The following is a 16,134-nucleotide window of genomic DNA, read 5'->3' on the forward strand; positions in this document are numbered from 1 at the left end:
ACCGTAAATGCGCCGTCGTTTACGTCTCTTCCCCGGCCTTTACGCCAGAGTTTACCGTAACGTACTCCCGCAGAGGCTCCTGCTGTGCTCATCCTTGTACCGTGGAGGAAGCGGCGCATGGACAGATCGGTGACGACGTCTCCTGCGGCCGGCTATTCTGCCGGGAGACATAGCGAATGATCAGGCTGGCAGTATTTCTTCTGGCTTTCCTCGTCGTGACCTCGGCGGCGGCGCAAACCGCGCCACCACCGCCCCAGCAGAAGATTGACCAGCTGATAGGCCTGCTGCAGGATCCCGAGATCCAAACCTGGCTGGAAAGTCGGAAGAAGGAGCAGGACGCAACAGCCGCAGCAGCCCAGCCATCGGGCTTTGCGACTTGGGAAGCGCGGCTGCGCTCGCGCATCGATGGTATTCTTGCTGCAGTTCCGCGTATCCCCTCCGAAATGTCCCAAGGGGCCGCACGTGCTCGCCAGGATGCTGTCTCACACGGATATGCACCGATTTTCCTGATTTTTGCGGGCTTGGTCGCGGTAGGTGCGGCCGCCGAATGGCTCTTCAGGCGCGCCCGGTCCCCGTCGATCGGCCCGGTCGCCCGCCTTCTTCCGGTCGCGGTTTTCACCGTGGTCGTCGCAATCATATTCTTCGCCGTTGAATGGCCGCCACTCGCCCGGCTGGTTCTCCTCGCCTATCTGGTTGCCTTCATCGCCTACCGCGTCGCCGCTGTCTTGATTAACCTCGTGGAAAGCAACCGCCCCTCGCTCGCCATCCGCGCMCAGCTTTTTGTCGGCATTGCATTGTTTGCCGCGGCAACCGCGACGCTCGGCGCACCGCTAGGCGTCGATCGGGCCGTCACGGAGGCCATCTCCTACTGCTTCTCGGTTCTTCTGTTGGCGCTCGCGATCGAAACAGTCTGGTCGGCATTGGCCCAATCCATTTTCATAAAGGCAGGCCTCACCGGCTTCCTCGCCCTGTTGTGGATCCTCTGGTGCCTTGATCTGCAAGGCCTTTTCTGGCTCGGCGTCTATGCCCTTGTCCTGCCGGGTCTGTTGCGTGCCACGGGCACGGCAGCGGCAACGCTCACGACGGCGCCGTCAGAAAGCCCCAGGAGCATATTGCTCGTCCGCGGCAGCCGGGCAATCATCATTGCGCTCGCCGTCGGCTGGCTGGCTCTCGTCTGGCGCCTTAGTCCCGATTCGCTCGCAAATCAGAATGCGACGTTGGCTGCCGTCCTCTATGGATTGCTGAAAGGCGTTATCGTGCTGCTGATTGCCGATCTCCTCTGGCAGCTTGCCAAGGGCTGGATCGACCGCAGCATTGCGACCTCGGCAGACGCGACCGGTCTCGCCCCTGCCGAAGTGGCGAAACGCGCGCGATTCCGGACATTGCTGCCGATTTTCCGGAATGCACTCGCCGTCATGGTGGCGGTGATGGCCGGCCTGATCGTGCTGGCGCAGCTCGGAGTCGAAATCGGGCCGCTGATCGCCGGCGCGGGCATCTTCGGCGTGGCCATCGGCTTCGGCTCGCAGACCCTCGTCAAGGACGTCATCAGCGGCGTTTTCTACATGCTCGATGATGCCTTCCGTGTCGGCGAATATATTCAGGCGAAAAACTACAAGGGAACGGTGGAAGGCTTCAGCCTGCGCTCGGTGCGGTTGCGCCACCATCGCGGCCCCGTCTTCACCGTTCCGTTCGGGGAGCTTGGCGCTGTGGAAAACATGAGCCGCGACTGGGTGATCGACAAGTTCCGCATCTCGGTCGCCTACAACACCGACATCAACAAGGCCCGCAAGATCACCAAGACGATCGGCGCGGAGTTGAAAGAAGATGCCGAGGTCGGCCCGCTTTTCATCGAACCGCTCAAGATGAAGGGTGTCGAGGAATTCGGCGACTACGGTATCGTCCTGAGCTTCGCCATGACGACGGTGCCCGGCATGCAGACCTATATCCGCCGCAAGGCCTATGCCATGATCCGCGAAGCCTTCCAGAACAACGGCATCGAATTCGCCCAGCCGATGGTGCAGGTCGGCGGCGATGACAAGAACGGTGCCGCAGCTGCCGCAACCACGCTACGCACCGCCCAGCAGGCGAAGGCCGCCGGTAGCGCGGAGGGCTGAGAAGCGCCCGGGCGCCGAAAAGGACACCCGTATCCACATTGTGCACGGCGACCCAGGCAACGCATTTGTCTCTACGCCCGGCTCGGCCCGATCACAAAACCGCTGCGGTTTTTGTGACAGCAGCGCGCAATTCTAATCCGCCTCGAGAAGATACCGCGTCAGTTCAGCTGCAGACATTTCGCGCGCGAGGCTTGCCGCCTGGCCGGCCCACATATTGCTGAAATCAGATCTGCTTTCCTTCTCGGTCACCGCCCTCAGCGGCGCAAGCGCCCCGCCTGCGGTCGGGAATGCCGGCGCAGCTTTGGCCAGCGGCCCGATCTCCCGCATGATGCGGTTGACGATTCCCCGTGCCGGGCGACCGGTGAAGATGTTGGTGACGGCCGTATTGTCATCCCGCGCCGACTTCAACGCTTCACGATGAAACGCGGTAACCTTGGCTTCCGGCGTAAACAGATAGGCAGTGCCTACCTGAACGGCGGATGCACCGAGCACGAAGGCGGCACGAACCCCGCGCCGATCGCTGATACCACCCGCAGCAATGACCGGCACCGAAACGGCATCGACAATCTGCGGCACAAGGGCCATCGTGCCGACCTGTGTCGCCATGTCGTCGCTTAGGAAATTGCCGCGGTGCCCGCCGGCTTCCAGCCCCATGGCGATGATGGCATCGACGCCACGTTCGGCAAGCCAGCGTGCCTCTGCGACCGTCGTTGCCGAAGCTGTGATCTTTGCACCGGTCTGTCGCACGCGCTCCAGCAGTTCCGGCCCCGGCAGGCCGAAATGGAAGCTGACGACTTCCGGCCGATAGCTTTCGACGAGGCCACAATAATTGTCGTCGAAGGGTGCCCTTCCTGCCGCCGGAACTGGTGCTGCAGGATCGAGCCCAAGCTCGACATAATAGGGCGCAAGAGCGGTGCGCCACGCCATCTGGGCAACGGGATCTGCCGCTGGATTGGCGTGTGCGAAGAAATTCATGTTGATCGGCTTCGAAGTCGCCGAGCGGATCTGATCGAGCGACGCTTTCGTCTGTTCGATCGTCAGCAGCGCGGCGGGAAGCGAACCGAGGCCGCCAGCTTCACTGGCCGCGATTACCATTTCAGGCGTAGTCGCACCCGCCATCGGTGCCTGAATAATAGGAAGCTCGATCCCGAAGAGGTCGACGATACGATTGTCCTKCCAGTTGCCCATCACACGATACTCCATGCGTTCCGCTTGATCATAAAGCGAGTGGCGGCCCTTGTCGCACCCGGAGCCGTGCCTTCACGCGTCACTTTGATATTCACATAAGGCATTGTCGTTCTCCTTGAGGACGGGCGCTATCGAGCGCCCCGCCCATTGCCTCCTGTTGCAGCAATTACCAACGGCCGGCGTGCTGGCCGCCATCGACATTCAACGTCTCGCCGGTGACAAAGCCGGCACGCTCCAGATAGAGCACGGCATCGACGACTTCGCTCACCTCGCCCAACCGGCCGACCGGATGCAGGGCGCTGAGGAAAGCGTGCGTTTCCGGCGCATGCATCGGCGTCCTGATGATGCCGGGCGCCACCGCATTTACGCGAATGCCGCCCTTGGCATATTCGATGGCAAGCCCGCGGGTGACGGCGTCGAGACCGCCCTTGGTCAGCGTCGCCAGACCCGAGGGAACATCGGCGATGGGCTGATCCACAAGGGCCGTCGTGATCTGAACGATGTGACCATGGCCCTGCTTCAGCATCTGGGCAATGGCAAATTGCGTGATGTGGAAGAAGCCGGCAACGTTGACATTGATGACGTTGTTGAAGTCTTCGACTGTGTAGTCGGTGAACGGCTTGCCGATGAAGATACCGGCATTGTTGATCAGCGTATCGACGCGACCGAAACGCTCGATGGCCGTCTTAACGACCTGTTCGGCCACGCCACGCTCGCCAATGCTGCCGGGTACTGCGACAATGCCGGCATCGGACGAAGGCTGAATGTTGCGGGAGTTGGCAACGACAACATAGCCTTCCTTGCGATAGGCTTCGACGATCCCTGCGCCGATGCCCTGCGAGGCACCGGTAACGATTGCGACTTTCTGTTCATTGCTCATGATATGTCTCCTTGGAAGATGGCGCTTTGCGCCGTGTTTGAGAGGTGATCAGGCCGTGAGGTCGACGGCGAGCGGTTTGCCTTTTTCGAAGAGCTTCAGGCGCTCCTCGAGGTTGAAGACCGAGAAGGTATGTGCGAGCTGGTCCTGCGTTTCGCGGAAATGCACCCAGCCTTCGTTATGCGCGGATACGAGGAGCGCGTTCRGGAAGGCATGCGCCGCCTCCAGAGCATCCTCGCTGCCCATCGTCACATGGAAGCGCCCACGGGGCTCGGCAGCGCCCGTAAACAGCAGCACGACTTTGGGAGAAAAGAGCCGGGCGACCTCGGCCGTGCCCTCGTACCAGACCGTGTCACCGGTCACGTACAGCAGGTCGCCCGGCTTTTCACGGCCGAGGGCAAAGCCGACGACATCGCCGGAAATCGGCTCGATACCGACGGGGCCGTGGCGGGCGGGCGTTGCAGTGACCAGCAACTTCTCACCGTCGGCGCCTTCCAGCGTGACGGTTTCGAAGGGAGCAAGGCCAAGGGCATTGCCGCCCAGGCGCTCTGCTCCAGCCCTCGTCGTGAAGGTGGTGCCAACGGCAGGAAGCATCGCCCGGCCTGCACTGTCGAGATTGTCGAAGTGCTGGTCGTGGCTCAAAAGAACCGCGTCCAGCCGGCCGATGTCTTCGACCGACAAGGCAGGACCGGAAGTCTTTTCGAAGCGGACGGGCGTTTCCTTGTAGAGGCCCGGCGGGTCGAAGGTCGGATCGGTGAGAAGCCGGAGCGTGCCATATTCGATAAGCACGGTCGGCCCGCCGATAAGCGTGAGATTAAGATGGGAAGAGGTCATGTCGGCAACCTTTCTGTTTCGAGGTCGCCTTCTGTTTAGTTCCGTTCCTTTCTGCGAAAAATTCGCTATTCTTTGCCAATGGCTGATAAAAAACGCACAGAGCCAGACTGGCAGGATATCAGGGTCTTCCTCGCACTAGGACGGCACGGCAGCCTGTCAGCCGCGGCCCGCACATTGCGCGTCAACCATGCAACGATCGCTCGACGGCTTCATTCACTGGAGGAAACGCTCGGCGAAAAACTGGTCGAGCGTCGCCCGGACGGCTATGTGCTGACCCCCGCCGGAACCCGTGCGCTCACCGCGGCAAGCGACATGGAAGCCTCAGTCCAGACGCTCGGGCGTGGCTGGAAGGATGACACGCCGAAAGGCCTGGTACGCGTCAACGCGTCGCCCGCGCTCTCGCAAGGCTTCCTGATCCCCCGTCTGGCGGAAATCACCAAACAATATCCGGGCCTCGATATCGACCTTGCGACCGACCTGCGCACCATAAGCCTCGAACGCCACGAGGCCGACATCGCCATACGCCTGACAAAGCCGCAGGACGGCGATCTCATTGCCAAACAGCTTGCGACGATCGGATACGGATTTTACGGAACGCAGGAGGTCTGCCGGCAGGTCGAAATCGGAGCGGAACCCGTCTTTGTCGGATTTGACGAGGTGAACGGGTATGTGCCCGAGGCAATCTGGCTGGCACGCCAGTTCCCGCAGGCCCGCGTGTCTTTCCGTGCCAACAATCAGGTTTCCCAAGCGATGGCTGCCAAGTCAGGCGCCGGTCTGGCGCTGCTACCAAATTATATCGGCCGCACGGAAAGAGGCCTCTACCCTTGCCCGCTCGAGCCCGTCCCGCCACCGCGGGAAGTCTGGCTTCTCACCCGACGCCAGCACCGCAAGGATCTGCCGATCCGGACCGTTGCTGAATACCTGACGAAGATATTCGCGACGGAACGTGCCTTGTTCGAGGCATAAAACCCCAAGTTTACATCCGGAACAGGCTTTCTCAGAAGGACAGGTCGAGAACGCGACCCTCGAACAGACGGTCCCGTGAGCCCTCGAGATGCGCCCGCATCAGGTCACGAGCATGCTCTGCCTTGCCCTCGGCGATCGCTTTATAGATTTCGTTATGCTCCTGGAACACCTGCTCCAGGCCCGGCCGTGGACCAAGCAGCGAAAGCCCGTGCAGATGCATGCCGACGGCGATATGTGCTTTCAGCGCATCCATGGAGGCCGTGTAATAGTGATTGTTGGCCGCCTCGGTGACGGCGCGGTGGAAGACGAAATCGGCATCCACCCGGTGCAATTGATGGCTGGTTGCTTCGCGCAGATCCGCAAGGGCTGCGGCGATCTTCTGGATCGCAGCATCGTCGCGGCGCTTGGCGGCAAAATAGGCGGCAGCCGGCTCGATCGTCAGGCGAAATTCGTAGCAGCGCTGGATATCGGCAATCGTCTTGACCGGCGAATAGGCAAGCTGCGCTGTCGGCGAGCCATGCGCGCTGACGAAAGTACCGGCCCCCTGCCTTGCATAGACAATCCCCTGCTCTCTGAGACGCGCCAACGCATCGCGCACGATGGGCCGCGAAACGCCGAGCAGAGAGGCAAGTTCATGTTCACCCGGAAGCCGTGAATCCGGCGGATAATTGCCGGCGCGGATGCGCTCCATCAACTGATCGAAGACACGGTCGACCAGCTTCACAGCCTTGCCGCGCTCCGGCCGGGCTGCAGGCGTCGCCTCCGGATTCACCGATCCGCCATTCGCTTCATCCACTCTCATTCTCCCTGCTGGCATACGTTACGCCGCCTGATTCCGAACGATCAGTCTTAGCAAACTATCGGAATTGCCGAAGCCCCCCGACTTGACGGCGCACCGGAATTGCCGCCCGTTGATATCCTTAACGTCGAACCAGGGAACGCCGGCCTCGATTTCACCCTTCGGCAACAAAACTGTGACACCCAGTTCCCGGAAAACGGCAAGTGCAGTATCACCGCCACCAACCATGATCATGTCAGGTTTCGTATCATCTATGACCGATTTGACGCCCTTCGCGAAGCGAGAGGCGACAAGCGCGGCATCATTCTTCATCTCGCCCGTGCAGCGCAGCATCGCTGGCAGTGCCAGCCCCTCGCCGCTCTCGACCGCGCCCATTGGCGCATCAACGACGATGCGAAGCGCATGGGAAGCTTCGAGACGATCCATTTGCACGACCGTGATCGGATCGCGAGAGCCGAAGGCAAAGAGCGTCTTCCGCGTCGCGAGAAACTCCGGCGTGAGCCGTGCGGCCTCGCCGAGCCGGCGCGCCAGTGCGGAACCCAGACCGCGAGCGCCGACGGCAAGCGTCGAAAGCCAGTCATTCTCGGCAACCACTAAGTCGAGATCGGCATCGTCCTCGGCATCGGCGACCGATACTTCGCGGGCAAATCCGGCAAAGAGGTCGGCGATCGGTAACGGATGCTCAACGCCGCGCCCGACCACGCAACCGCGATAGGTGATGCGCTCCTGATCAGGAATGGCAGGCGCCACGAGGATAGTCTTGAGACCCAGCACGCCGGCGAGCGCAATGCTTTCGSCCGCAACATTGCCCTTCAGCCGGGAGTCGATTTTCTTCATGAAAATGGCGGACCCGGCAGCGCGCAGGGTCTCGGCGACAGCCCGCACGCGCGCGGCCGCTTCCTCCTCCGGCAGGCCGCGCGAGGCGGTATTGACCACCACGACTTCGGCACCGGTTTCAAGCGCCTTGCCGGCCGCTTCGACATCGATCGCCACAGCGACTGACAGCCCTGCCTCTACAAAGGGCGTACCCGTATCGAGAGAGCCGGTCAGATCGTCGGCAATGATGGCGACTTTCAATGTCATGAGGCCTGCCCCGGATTGACGGCATGGCAGGCGACGAGATGGCCGGGTTTTGCTTCCTTCCATTCGGGAATGACCTTGCCGCAAACCTCCATGGCGATCGGGCAGCGCGTATGGAAACGGCAGCCCGTCGGCGGGTTTAGCGGACTCGGCACATCGCCTTGCAGGATCTGGCGCTTTCGGGTGCGCTCTAGCTCCGGATCGGTCTCGGGAACAGCCGAAAGCAGCGCTTGCGTATAGGGATGCAACGGGTTGTCGAAGAGTTCTTCGCGCGTTGCCAACTCGGCCAGACGGCCGAGATACATGACGCCGACGCGGGTGCTGATATGGCGAACGACCGCCAGGTCATGGGCGATGAACAGGTAGGTCAGGCCATATTTTTCCTGTAGGTCGAGCAACAGGTTGATGATCTGCGCCTGGATCGACACGTCGAGTGCCGAGATCGCCTCGTCGCAAACGATGAATTTCGGCTGGCAGGCAAGCGCACGGGCAATGACGACACGCTGCCGCTGGCCGCCCGAGAGCTCGTGAGGGTAGCGCTGGKCAAAACGCGTCGGCAGGCCGACATCGGTCAACAAAGCTGCGACCTTGTCCTTGAGCTGAGCCTTGGTGGCAAGCTTGTGGAAGAGGATCGGCTCGCCAATCGCCTCGCCCACCGTCATGCGCGGGTTCAGTGTCGAATAGGGATCCTGAAAGACGATCTGCAGGTCGCGGCGGAAGGGCCGCATCTGCTTTTCGTCCAGCGTCGCAAGGTCCTGGCCCTTATAGACCACCTTGCCGCTCGTCGCCTTGTAGAGATTGAGAATGGTGAAACCGGTCGTCGACTTGCCGCAGCCGGATTCGCCGACGAGGCTCAGCGTCTCGCCTTCCATGATCTCGAGATTGACGTTGTCGAGTGCATAGACGGTCGCCGAGCGTTCGCCGAAGGCACCGAGCTTGACGTGGAAATGCTTGACGAGGTTTTCGACCTTCAAGAGCGGTTGAGCACCCATCACGCGGCCTCCTGCATTCTCTGGACGACGAAACAAGCTGCACGATGGGCGCTGTTGCCGGAAATCGGCTCCAGCCGCGGCACGCGCTCATGACAGACGGCTTCGGCCAGCGGGCAGCGCGGCGCAAAGGGGCAAMCCTTCGGACGGCGGCCGGGCTCCGGCGGCGTGCCGCCGATCGAGGACAACCGGCTCGTCGGCGCATCCGAAAGCTTCGGGATCGAGGAGAGCAGACCGCGTGTATAGGGATGGCTCGGACGCGCATAAAGCTCGTCCACCGGCGCATCTTCCACGACCGTGCCGGCATAGAGCACGGCGACGCGATCGACGAGACCGGCGATCAGCGCGAGGTCATGGGTGATCCAGACGACGGACATGCCGAGCTTGGAACGCAGATCCTTCACGAGGTCGACGATCTGCGCCTGGATCGTCACGTCGAGCGCGGTGGTCGGCTCATCGGCGATCAAAAGCTTCGGATTGCAGGCAAGGCCGATCGCGATCATCACGCGCTGGCGCATGCCGCCCGACAGCTCGTGCGGATAGGCCATCAGCCGCTCTTCCGGCCCCGGAATGCCCACGAGACGCAAAAGCTCGACGGCGCGAACCCGTGCCTCTTTCCTGGACATGTTGCGGTGATAGATCAGTGGCTCGCAGATCTGGTCGCCAATCCGCATGACCGGATTGAGCGAGGTCATCGGATCCTGGAAGACGAAGCCGACATCGCCTCCGCGCACCTTGCGCAGTTCGCTATTCGACATCTTCTGCAGGTCGCGGCCGTCGAATTTGGCCGTGCCCTTCGTCACCTTGATCTTGTTTGGCAAGAGCCGCATCAGGCTCAACATCGTCAGGCTCTTGCCACAGCCGGATTCACCGACGACGCCGAGCGTTTCGCCCTTGTTGACGTAGAGGTCGATGCCATCGACGACGACGGCGGGGCCGCGGCGCGTGTCGATCTCGATGGTGAGATCCTTTACGTCCAGCAGGCGTTCACTGGTGGTTGCGTTCATCATTTGCTGCCCCGCGGATTGAGTGCGTCGTTGAGGCCATCGCCTAGGAAGCTGAAGGCCACCGAGGCAAGACCGAGCACGGCCGCCGGAGCGGCGAGGAGATGCGGATAATGCTGCCAGACGCGCAGGCCGTCCGAGATCATGTTGCCCCAACTCGGCGTGGGCGGATTGACGCCGACGCCGAGAAAGCTGAAGGCGCTTTCCAGCACCATCGTCGTACCAAGGCCGGCGCTGACGGAAACGATCAGCGGTCCGAGTGCATTCGGCACGATATAGCGCATGATAACGATCCAGTTGGAAAGACCGAGCGCCTGCGCCGCCATGACATAGGGACGATTGCGGATCGACAGCACCTGGGCGCGAACGAGGCGCGCATAAGGCGGCCAGGAGATCAATGCCATCGAGCCGAAGACCAGGAGGAAGTCCACCCAGACCGTCTGTCGGTAAAAGGGATTGAGGGTTGCGAGATACTGCGCCTCCATCCATTTGGTGATCGGCGTCTTCAGCGATGCATTGATGACGACGACGAGCAGCAGGTTCGGCACCGACATCGTCACATCGGTCAACCACATGATGGCCCGGTCGTACGGATTGCCGAAGAAGCCGGCGACCGCGCCGAGCAGAAGCCCGATCGTAACAGCGATGACGGTGACGATAACGGAAACGAGGAAGGCCGTGCGCGTCCCGAATACGATACGGCTGAAGACGTCGCGACCGAGATCATCGGTACCGAAGAAATGCGCCAACGACGGCGGCGCATTGCGCGAGGCGAGATCCTGGCTGAGATAGTCATACGGCGTCAGAGCGGGGCCGAAGATTGCCGTGAAGGCAAGGATCACGATCACGATCAGACCGAAGATCGCAAGCTTGTTGCGCTTCAGGCGATGCCAAGCGTCGCGCCACAGATTGACGGGCGGTTCCTCGGCCGTGTCGATCGTCGAGAGAGGAATAGCGGACACGATCAGCGGCTCCTTCTTGAATCATTGGCTCGCGGATCGAGCAGCGGATAGAGCACATCGACCAGCAGGTTCGATGCCATGACCAGGAAGGATCCGATCAGGGTGATCGCCAGAATGACGGGATAATCGGAATTGATGAGCGCCTGCACGGTCAATCGGCCAWGACCCGGCAGGCCGAAGACGAGCTCGACGAAGATGGCGCCGTTGACGATCGTGATCATGATGAGGCCGAGCTGCGTGACGACAGGCGTCAGCACCGGGCGCAGGATATGCTTCAGGGCGACCACGATCTCCGGCACGCCCTTGGCACGCGCGGTGCGGACGAAATCTTCAGACAGCACCTCGATGACGGCGGCGCGCGTCTGGCGCACGATCAGTGCGATCGGCTGGAAAGACAGGACGATGAGCGGCAGGATGATGCGCATGTCGAAGACGCCGCCCCATCCATATGGCACCTTGATCATCGGCAGAAGCACGATCAGCGCCACCATCAGCAGGGGGCCCGCGACATAGGCCGGGATCGCCCAGAGGAAAAGGGCCGTACCAAGGATCGTGTAGTCCACGCGATTGTTCTGGTTGAGGGCCGCGATCATCCCGAGCGGAATCGCGACGACAGCCGTCAGGATGATGGAACAGAGCGCAAGCTGAAAGGAAACCGGCGCGGCCGCCGAAACCATCGCCCAGACGGAGCGGCCCGATGTCAGCGAATTGCCGAACTGCCCATGCAGCAGGTTCCAGACGTAGAGGCCGAACTGCTCGATAAAGGGCTTGTTGAGACCCGCACTTTCACGGATCGCTTCGATACGCTGCGGATTATAGGCGACGTCACCAGGCGCGCGAAGGAAGATCAGCTTGATCGGATCGCCGGCACCATAGAAAGCCATCGCGTAGACGGCCATCATCACGACCAGGACCGACGGAATCCAGATGGCGAACCGCGTGAGCACATAGCGTAGCAAGGCCACCTCCCATTCTTTCCCGGCGCATTCCCGCGGGAGGCCGCAGCCGCCGGTTCTTCTTGAAATAGTGTGCGAAGGCCTTTCGGCCTTCGCACCGCTGCTTTAGCCGCATCATGCGGCCCTGCTGTCGGCGTTAGCCGATGGAAACATCCCAAGGAGCCACAACCTGCCAGTCGAGGTTCTTTTCCATGGCCTTGACGTCCTTGGTGGCCCAGCGCGACATCGCCTGAGAATACCACGGAAGGAAGGCCCAGTCGTCGCGGAAGGCCTTCTGGGCTTCCTGCGCGAGCTTCACGCGATCCGGATCATCGACAGCCTTGGTCGCGGCTTCCGCAAGCAGGCTGTCCACCTTGTCGTTCTTGTATCCGCCAAGCTTGTTCTGGGCGTTCGACGAAGTGGAGGCGATGGAGCCGGCGAGATAGGAGACCGCATCGGGAACACGCGTGCCGACGTCATCGCGGAAGATCTGCACCGCGTTCTGGTCCGGACCGGCATAGGCGTCCTGCTGCGGCTTCATATCGACGGCGGTGATGCCGAGGTTCTGGCGCCACTGCTCGGCGATGAACTGGGCAGCCGCCTGGATCGCCGGGCCAGAAATGCCGACGAACAGCAGCTTTGGAAGACGCTCGGGACCGCCATAGCTCGATTCAGCCAGCAGCTTCTTGGCCGCTGCGGGATCATACGGATAGGGTTCGAAGCCGGAATTATCTGCACCCGGAACAGAGTTCAGGATCTGGTCAGCCTTCTTGTGAGGACCATCCGGATAGGAAGCCTTGAACAAACCGTCGCGATCGACCGCCATGATCAGCGCCTGACGAACCTTCGGGTCATCCATCGGTGCGCGCGACGTGTTGAACCAGAAATGCTGGCTGGTCGGGATCAGCGGACCGGCAGAAAATTCCGGGCCGAGGTCCTGGATGATCGTCGAGGTGACGAGCTCGGTGTGAGCATTGTACTCACCGGACTTGATCAGCGAGGTCGCAGTCACGTTGTCTTCGATCGAGCTGATCTCGATGCGAGCGAGCTTCGGCTTCGGTCCGAAAAACTTCTCGTTCGGCTCGAAGGTCAGCGTGCCGGCGTCGATATCGAGGGCCGTCAGCTTGAAGGGGCCGGAATAGACGGCGTTGCTGTCAGGCTTGTACCAATCGGCCACTTCCTCACCATCGCTGCCGCGCGACTGGGCGGCTTTGGTGATCGGTACGATGTGGTTGGCAAGGCGCATGAAGAAGATCGGATCTGCTTCCGCCAGCGTGCAGACAACCGTCGATTCATCAGGCGTTGTTACGCCGGTCAGCTCGTTCGCCGAGCCGGCAGAGATTTCCTTGTAGCCCTGCACCTTGCTCAGCAACTGGTCGACGCGCTGGTTCTTCGTATTGGGCATGGAAGAAACTTCCCAGGAGCCCTTGATATCGGCCGCGGTGATCTTGCTGCCATCGGAGAAGACTGCCTTCGGATCGATCTTGAACGTCCAGACCTTCTTGTCCGGCGAATCCCAGCTCGTGAAGACGTAAGGCTGGATCTTGCCGTCGGCGTCGAAATACATCGGCGACGCCCACCAGAATGAATTCCAGCGGAAGGTTCGACCGCCGCCGCGTAGCGGCKACCAGTCCTGGTCGAAGGCGGGATTGATGGCCTTGAGGACCTGGCCATCCTGCGCCAGGACGATGCGTGCGCTCGCGCCGAAGAGCGAGAAGCCGACGCCGGCCGCGAGCCCCAGCTTCAGGGCGCTGCGGCGGGAAATCTGCGAAGAGTTTTGGTCGTTGCGAATTGTCATTTGCTCCTCCGTGGCAAATAGCGCGCCTTTCGAAAGACCTCCCCGAACCTGCGCGATATGCCGCCGACATTTGCGCGATAATGTAAATCTGTCAATGGAAAATAACGGGAGAAGCATCAAAGCGGAAAGGGGAAATTATTTAATACATAAAATCAATATGTTAAAAAACGACGCCTCGGRTTTTCAAATTTGTAAGATTGACAACTGCGATGCGTTGCGATGAATACGACAGTGTAGGAACGTGCCGGGAAGGCCCGGTCTGACGAGGAGGATACCTTGAGCAATCACAAGATTACAGGCGTCTACAGCGCCGCAACCACCCCTCTCAATACCGACGGCAGCCCCGATCTCGGCCTCTTCACAGAACATTGCCAGAGGCTGATCGAAGAAGGCTGTCACGGCGTTGCGCTGCTTGGAACGACGGGCGAAGCCAACTCCTTCTCCTCCACCGAACGCCGTATGATCCTCGAAGCCGCATTGAAAGCCGGTATTCCGGCCGACAAATTGCTGCCTGGCACCGGTGTCGTCGCTATTCCCGAGACGGTCGAACTGACGAAGCATGCGCTCTCGCTCGGCGTCACCAAGGTGGTCATGCTGCCGCCCTTCTATTACAAGGGGGTGTCCGATGAGGGCCTGTTCGCAGCCTACGCACAGGTTCTGGAGAAGATCGGCGACAGCAGCCTGCAGGTGATCCTCTATCACATCCCGCAGGTTTCGGGCGTTCCGCTCTCCATTCCGTTGATCAGTCGGCTGGTCGAAGCCTTCCCCGAAGCCGTGGTCGGCATCAAGGAATCTGCCGGCGATTTCAATAATATGCAGGCGATCATCGCAGCCTGCCCGGGCTTCTCGGTGCTTTGCGGCGCCGACCCGTTGCTGCTGCCCCTCCTGAAAGCCGGCGGCGCCGGCTGCATCACCGCCACCTCGAACCTCGTCGCAAATTCACTGCGCACGGTTTACGACCATGTCCATGACGAGACGAAGAGCACCGAAGTCGACGCTGCACAGGTCCGCATCAATGCCTTCCGCACGCTGTCGAATTCCTATGTCCAGATCCCGACGATCAAGGCGATGGTCGGCCTGAAGACCGGCAACGCCGGCTGGCGGCGCACGCGCGCGCCGTTGGTGCCGCTCCATGATGCTGAATATGCAGCACTCGCCGAAGGCTACGCAAAGCTGCCGTAACGGAGGAAACCATGCAATCGACAGGTTTGAAACCCGAGGAAGTTCCCGCACTGATGGACGGCATGCTCAGGGCAAACACTGCCCAGACTGGCCGCTTTGACGCCTATCTGCCCTCCCCCTGCATCCAGAACCATGCTGCCAATCTCGCGTTTCTGGCGGACGGCACGCTCACCTGCGTCTGGTTCGGCGGCACGATGGAAGGCATGGGCGACATCTCCGTTTACATGTCGCGGCTGACACCCGGAGCGGACCGCTGGTCCGAACCGGAAAAAATGTCGGACGATCCGGCGAAATCCGAACAAAACCCGTTAGTTTTCAACGCACCGGACGGCCGCGTCTGGCTGCTCTACACCTCGCAGACATCAGGTGATCAAGACGGTGCAGTTGTCAAATGTCGGATTTCCGAAGATGGCGGCAAGAGCTTTGCGGCGCCTACCATCCTCTGCGATCTGCCCGGCACTTTCGTGCGCCAGCCCGTTATCGTCAACGGCAAAGGTGACTGGCTGCTTCCGGTCTTCCGCTGCATCAGCCTGCCTGGCCAGCGCTGGAGCGGCGATGCCGACACGGCAGGCGTATTGATCTCTCGTGATGCCGGGAGAAGCTGGCAAATGAGGGAGATAGAAGGCAGCCTCGGCGCCGTGCACATGAATATCGTGCCCCTCGATGACGACAGGATGATCGCCTTCTTTCGGGATCGTTTCTCGGAGAATATCCGTGCCTCACTATCCGCCGATCAGGGTGAGAGTTGGAGCGTGCCGGAGCAGACCAATCTACCCAACAACAATTCCTCAATCCAGGCCATAGGCTTGAAAGATCGAAGAATTGCAATGGTTTACAATCATAGCAGTGCTGCTACATCGGATGCGCGGCGTCAGTCGCTCTATGACGAGATCGACAGCGACAAGGCGCCCGTCGCTGAAACGCCCGACACGACGGCGAGAAAAGCCGTCTGGGGTGTCCCGCGCGCGCCACTCAGCCTCGCCATTTCCGTTGATGAAAACGGCAGTTTTGAGCGCAAAATCGATCTCGACACCGGCGACGGCTACTGCCTGAGCAACAATTCGAAGGATATGATCAACCGTGAGTTCTCCTATCCCTCGATAATAGAGGGACCGGACGGCGCCCTTCACGTGGCCTACACTTACTATCGGCGCGCCATCAAATATGTGCGCCTTCCACTGGAATCAATTGTTTAGCGGCCAGCACGATAGCGGCAGCGCAAGGAACGGCCGAATGCGCAAAATCAGTCGGCCGTTCCTTGCGCTCATATTTTACAAATGTGCGATAGTTGATTGACAAGTTCAGTCGCCCGGACAGATGGATTGCGCAAATGAAATTTATTTATTTTATTCAATAAGATATGAGTTTTTTTGATCGCCAAGGATTAATGCAGAATTCCCCTAACG

The 16,134-nt window shown here is 60.7% G+C and carries 14 protein-coding genes; 4 read left to right on the forward strand and 10 right to left on the reverse strand.

The genetic code is table 11. The annotated features are described in order from the left end of the window. Nucleotides 1-176 precede the first annotated feature (176 nt). Entirely contained in the window at nt 177-2,114 is a 1,938-nt protein-coding gene (locus AC1DNW_RS33150; RefSeq protein WP_113311913.1) for a mechanosensitive ion channel family protein, read from the forward strand. A gap of 132 nt (nt 2,115-2,246) precedes the next feature. Here the strand turns inward: AC1DNW_RS33150 and AC1DNW_RS33155 are convergent, their stop codons facing one another. The 3 genes from AC1DNW_RS33155 to AC1DNW_RS33165 all read right to left on the reverse strand — a co-directional run bounded on the left by AC1DNW_RS33155 (nt 2,247) and on the right by AC1DNW_RS33165 (nt 5,013). Then, nucleotides 2,247-3,302 carry an NAD(P)H-dependent flavin oxidoreductase gene (locus tag AC1DNW_RS33155; protein WP_477855517.1) on the reverse strand — a complete coding sequence of 352 codons (1,056 nt, stop codon included), beginning with the start codon at nt 3,300-3,302 and terminating at the stop codon, nt 2,247-2,249. A gap of 166 nt (nt 3,303-3,468) precedes the next feature. Continuing rightward, nucleotides 3,469-4,182 (reverse strand): SDR family oxidoreductase, encoded by a 714-nt coding sequence (locus AC1DNW_RS33160; protein ID WP_113311910.1) that lies wholly within the window; start codon nt 4,180-4,182, stop codon nt 3,469-3,471. A 48-nt stretch (nt 4,183-4,230) separates the two neighbouring features. Further along, a complete protein-coding gene (locus AC1DNW_RS33165) occupies nt 4,231-5,013 on the reverse strand; it encodes an MBL fold metallo-hydrolase (RefSeq protein ID WP_477855518.1) in 783 nt (260 codons plus the stop codon). Between the two features lie 78 nt (nt 5,014-5,091). On the opposite strand from AC1DNW_RS33165, the gene AC1DNW_RS33170 reads away from it, so the two are divergent. Beyond that, complete coding sequence (locus AC1DNW_RS33170; protein WP_113311909.1) at nt 5,092-5,979, forward strand: LysR family transcriptional regulator; 888 nt, start codon at nt 5,092-5,094, stop codon at nt 5,977-5,979. Between the two features lie 31 nt (nt 5,980-6,010). Here the strand turns inward: AC1DNW_RS33170 and AC1DNW_RS33175 are convergent, their stop codons facing one another. The 7 genes from AC1DNW_RS33175 to AC1DNW_RS33205 all read right to left on the reverse strand — a co-directional run bounded on the left by AC1DNW_RS33175 (nt 6,011) and on the right by AC1DNW_RS33205 (nt 13,546). After that, complete coding sequence (locus tag AC1DNW_RS33175; protein ID WP_477836957.1) at nt 6,011-6,775, reverse strand: FadR/GntR family transcriptional regulator; 765 nt, start codon at nt 6,773-6,775, stop codon at nt 6,011-6,013. A 24-nt stretch (nt 6,776-6,799) separates the two neighbouring features. Then, nucleotides 6,800-7,861: a four-carbon acid sugar kinase family protein gene (locus tag AC1DNW_RS33180; protein WP_477855519.1), complete on the reverse strand. Its 1,062-nt coding sequence runs from the start codon at nt 7,859-7,861 to the stop codon at nt 6,800-6,802. Further along, nucleotides 7,858-8,850: an ABC transporter ATP-binding protein gene (locus AC1DNW_RS33185; RefSeq protein WP_477855520.1), complete on the reverse strand. Its 993-nt coding sequence runs from the start codon at nt 8,848-8,850 to the stop codon at nt 7,858-7,860. The genes AC1DNW_RS33180 and AC1DNW_RS33185 overlap by 4 nt, the downstream gene beginning before the upstream one ends. Next, complete coding sequence (locus AC1DNW_RS33190; protein WP_477855523.1) at nt 8,850-9,854, reverse strand: ABC transporter ATP-binding protein; 1,005 nt, start codon at nt 9,852-9,854, stop codon at nt 8,850-8,852. Before AC1DNW_RS33190 ends, AC1DNW_RS33185 begins: the two co-directional genes overlap by 1 nt. Beyond that, nucleotides 9,854-10,813 (reverse strand): ABC transporter permease, encoded by a 960-nt coding sequence (locus tag AC1DNW_RS33195; RefSeq protein ID WP_113311906.1) that lies wholly within the window; start codon nt 10,811-10,813, stop codon nt 9,854-9,856. Before AC1DNW_RS33195 ends, AC1DNW_RS33190 begins: the two co-directional genes overlap by 1 nt. A 2-nt stretch (nt 10,814-10,815) precedes the next feature. Further along, nucleotides 10,816-11,772 carry an ABC transporter permease gene (locus tag AC1DNW_RS33200; protein WP_477855521.1) on the reverse strand — a complete coding sequence of 319 codons (957 nt, stop codon included), beginning with the start codon at nt 11,770-11,772 and terminating at the stop codon, nt 10,816-10,818. A 133-nt stretch (nt 11,773-11,905) separates the two neighbouring features. After that, a complete protein-coding gene (locus AC1DNW_RS33205; RefSeq protein WP_477855522.1) occupies nt 11,906-13,546 on the reverse strand; it encodes an ABC transporter substrate-binding protein in 1,641 nt (546 codons plus the stop codon). Nucleotides 13,547-13,822: 276 nt separating this feature from the next. On the opposite strand from AC1DNW_RS33205, the gene AC1DNW_RS33210 reads away from it, so the two are divergent. Then, nucleotides 13,823-14,728: a dihydrodipicolinate synthase family protein gene (locus AC1DNW_RS33210; RefSeq protein WP_113311904.1), complete on the forward strand. Its 906-nt coding sequence runs from the start codon at nt 13,823-13,825 to the stop codon at nt 14,726-14,728. 11 nt (nt 14,729-14,739) lie between these two features. Continuing rightward, nucleotides 14,740-15,924, forward strand: coding sequence for an exo-alpha-sialidase (locus AC1DNW_RS33215; RefSeq protein ID WP_113311903.1), 1,185 nt, complete (start codon nt 14,740-14,742; stop codon nt 15,922-15,924). The last annotated feature ends 210 nt before the right edge of the window (nt 15,925-16,134 follow it).

This window comes from Rhizobium sp. 05L429 (assembly GCF_056397645.1).

Bases quoted from the DNA above. Each gene is read 5' to 3' on its own strand.
- AC1DNW_RS33160 (WP_113311910.1), bottom strand. From the start codon at position 4,182: ATGAGCAATGAACAGAAAGTCGCAATCGTTACCGGTGCCTCGCAGGGC.
- AC1DNW_RS33170 (WP_113311909.1), top strand. From the start codon at position 5,092: ATGGCTGATAAAAAACGCACAGAGCCAGACTGGCAGGATATCAGGGTC.
- AC1DNW_RS33215 (WP_113311903.1), top strand. From the start codon at position 14,740: ATGCAATCGACAGGTTTGAAACCCGAGGAAGTTCCCGCACTGATGGAC.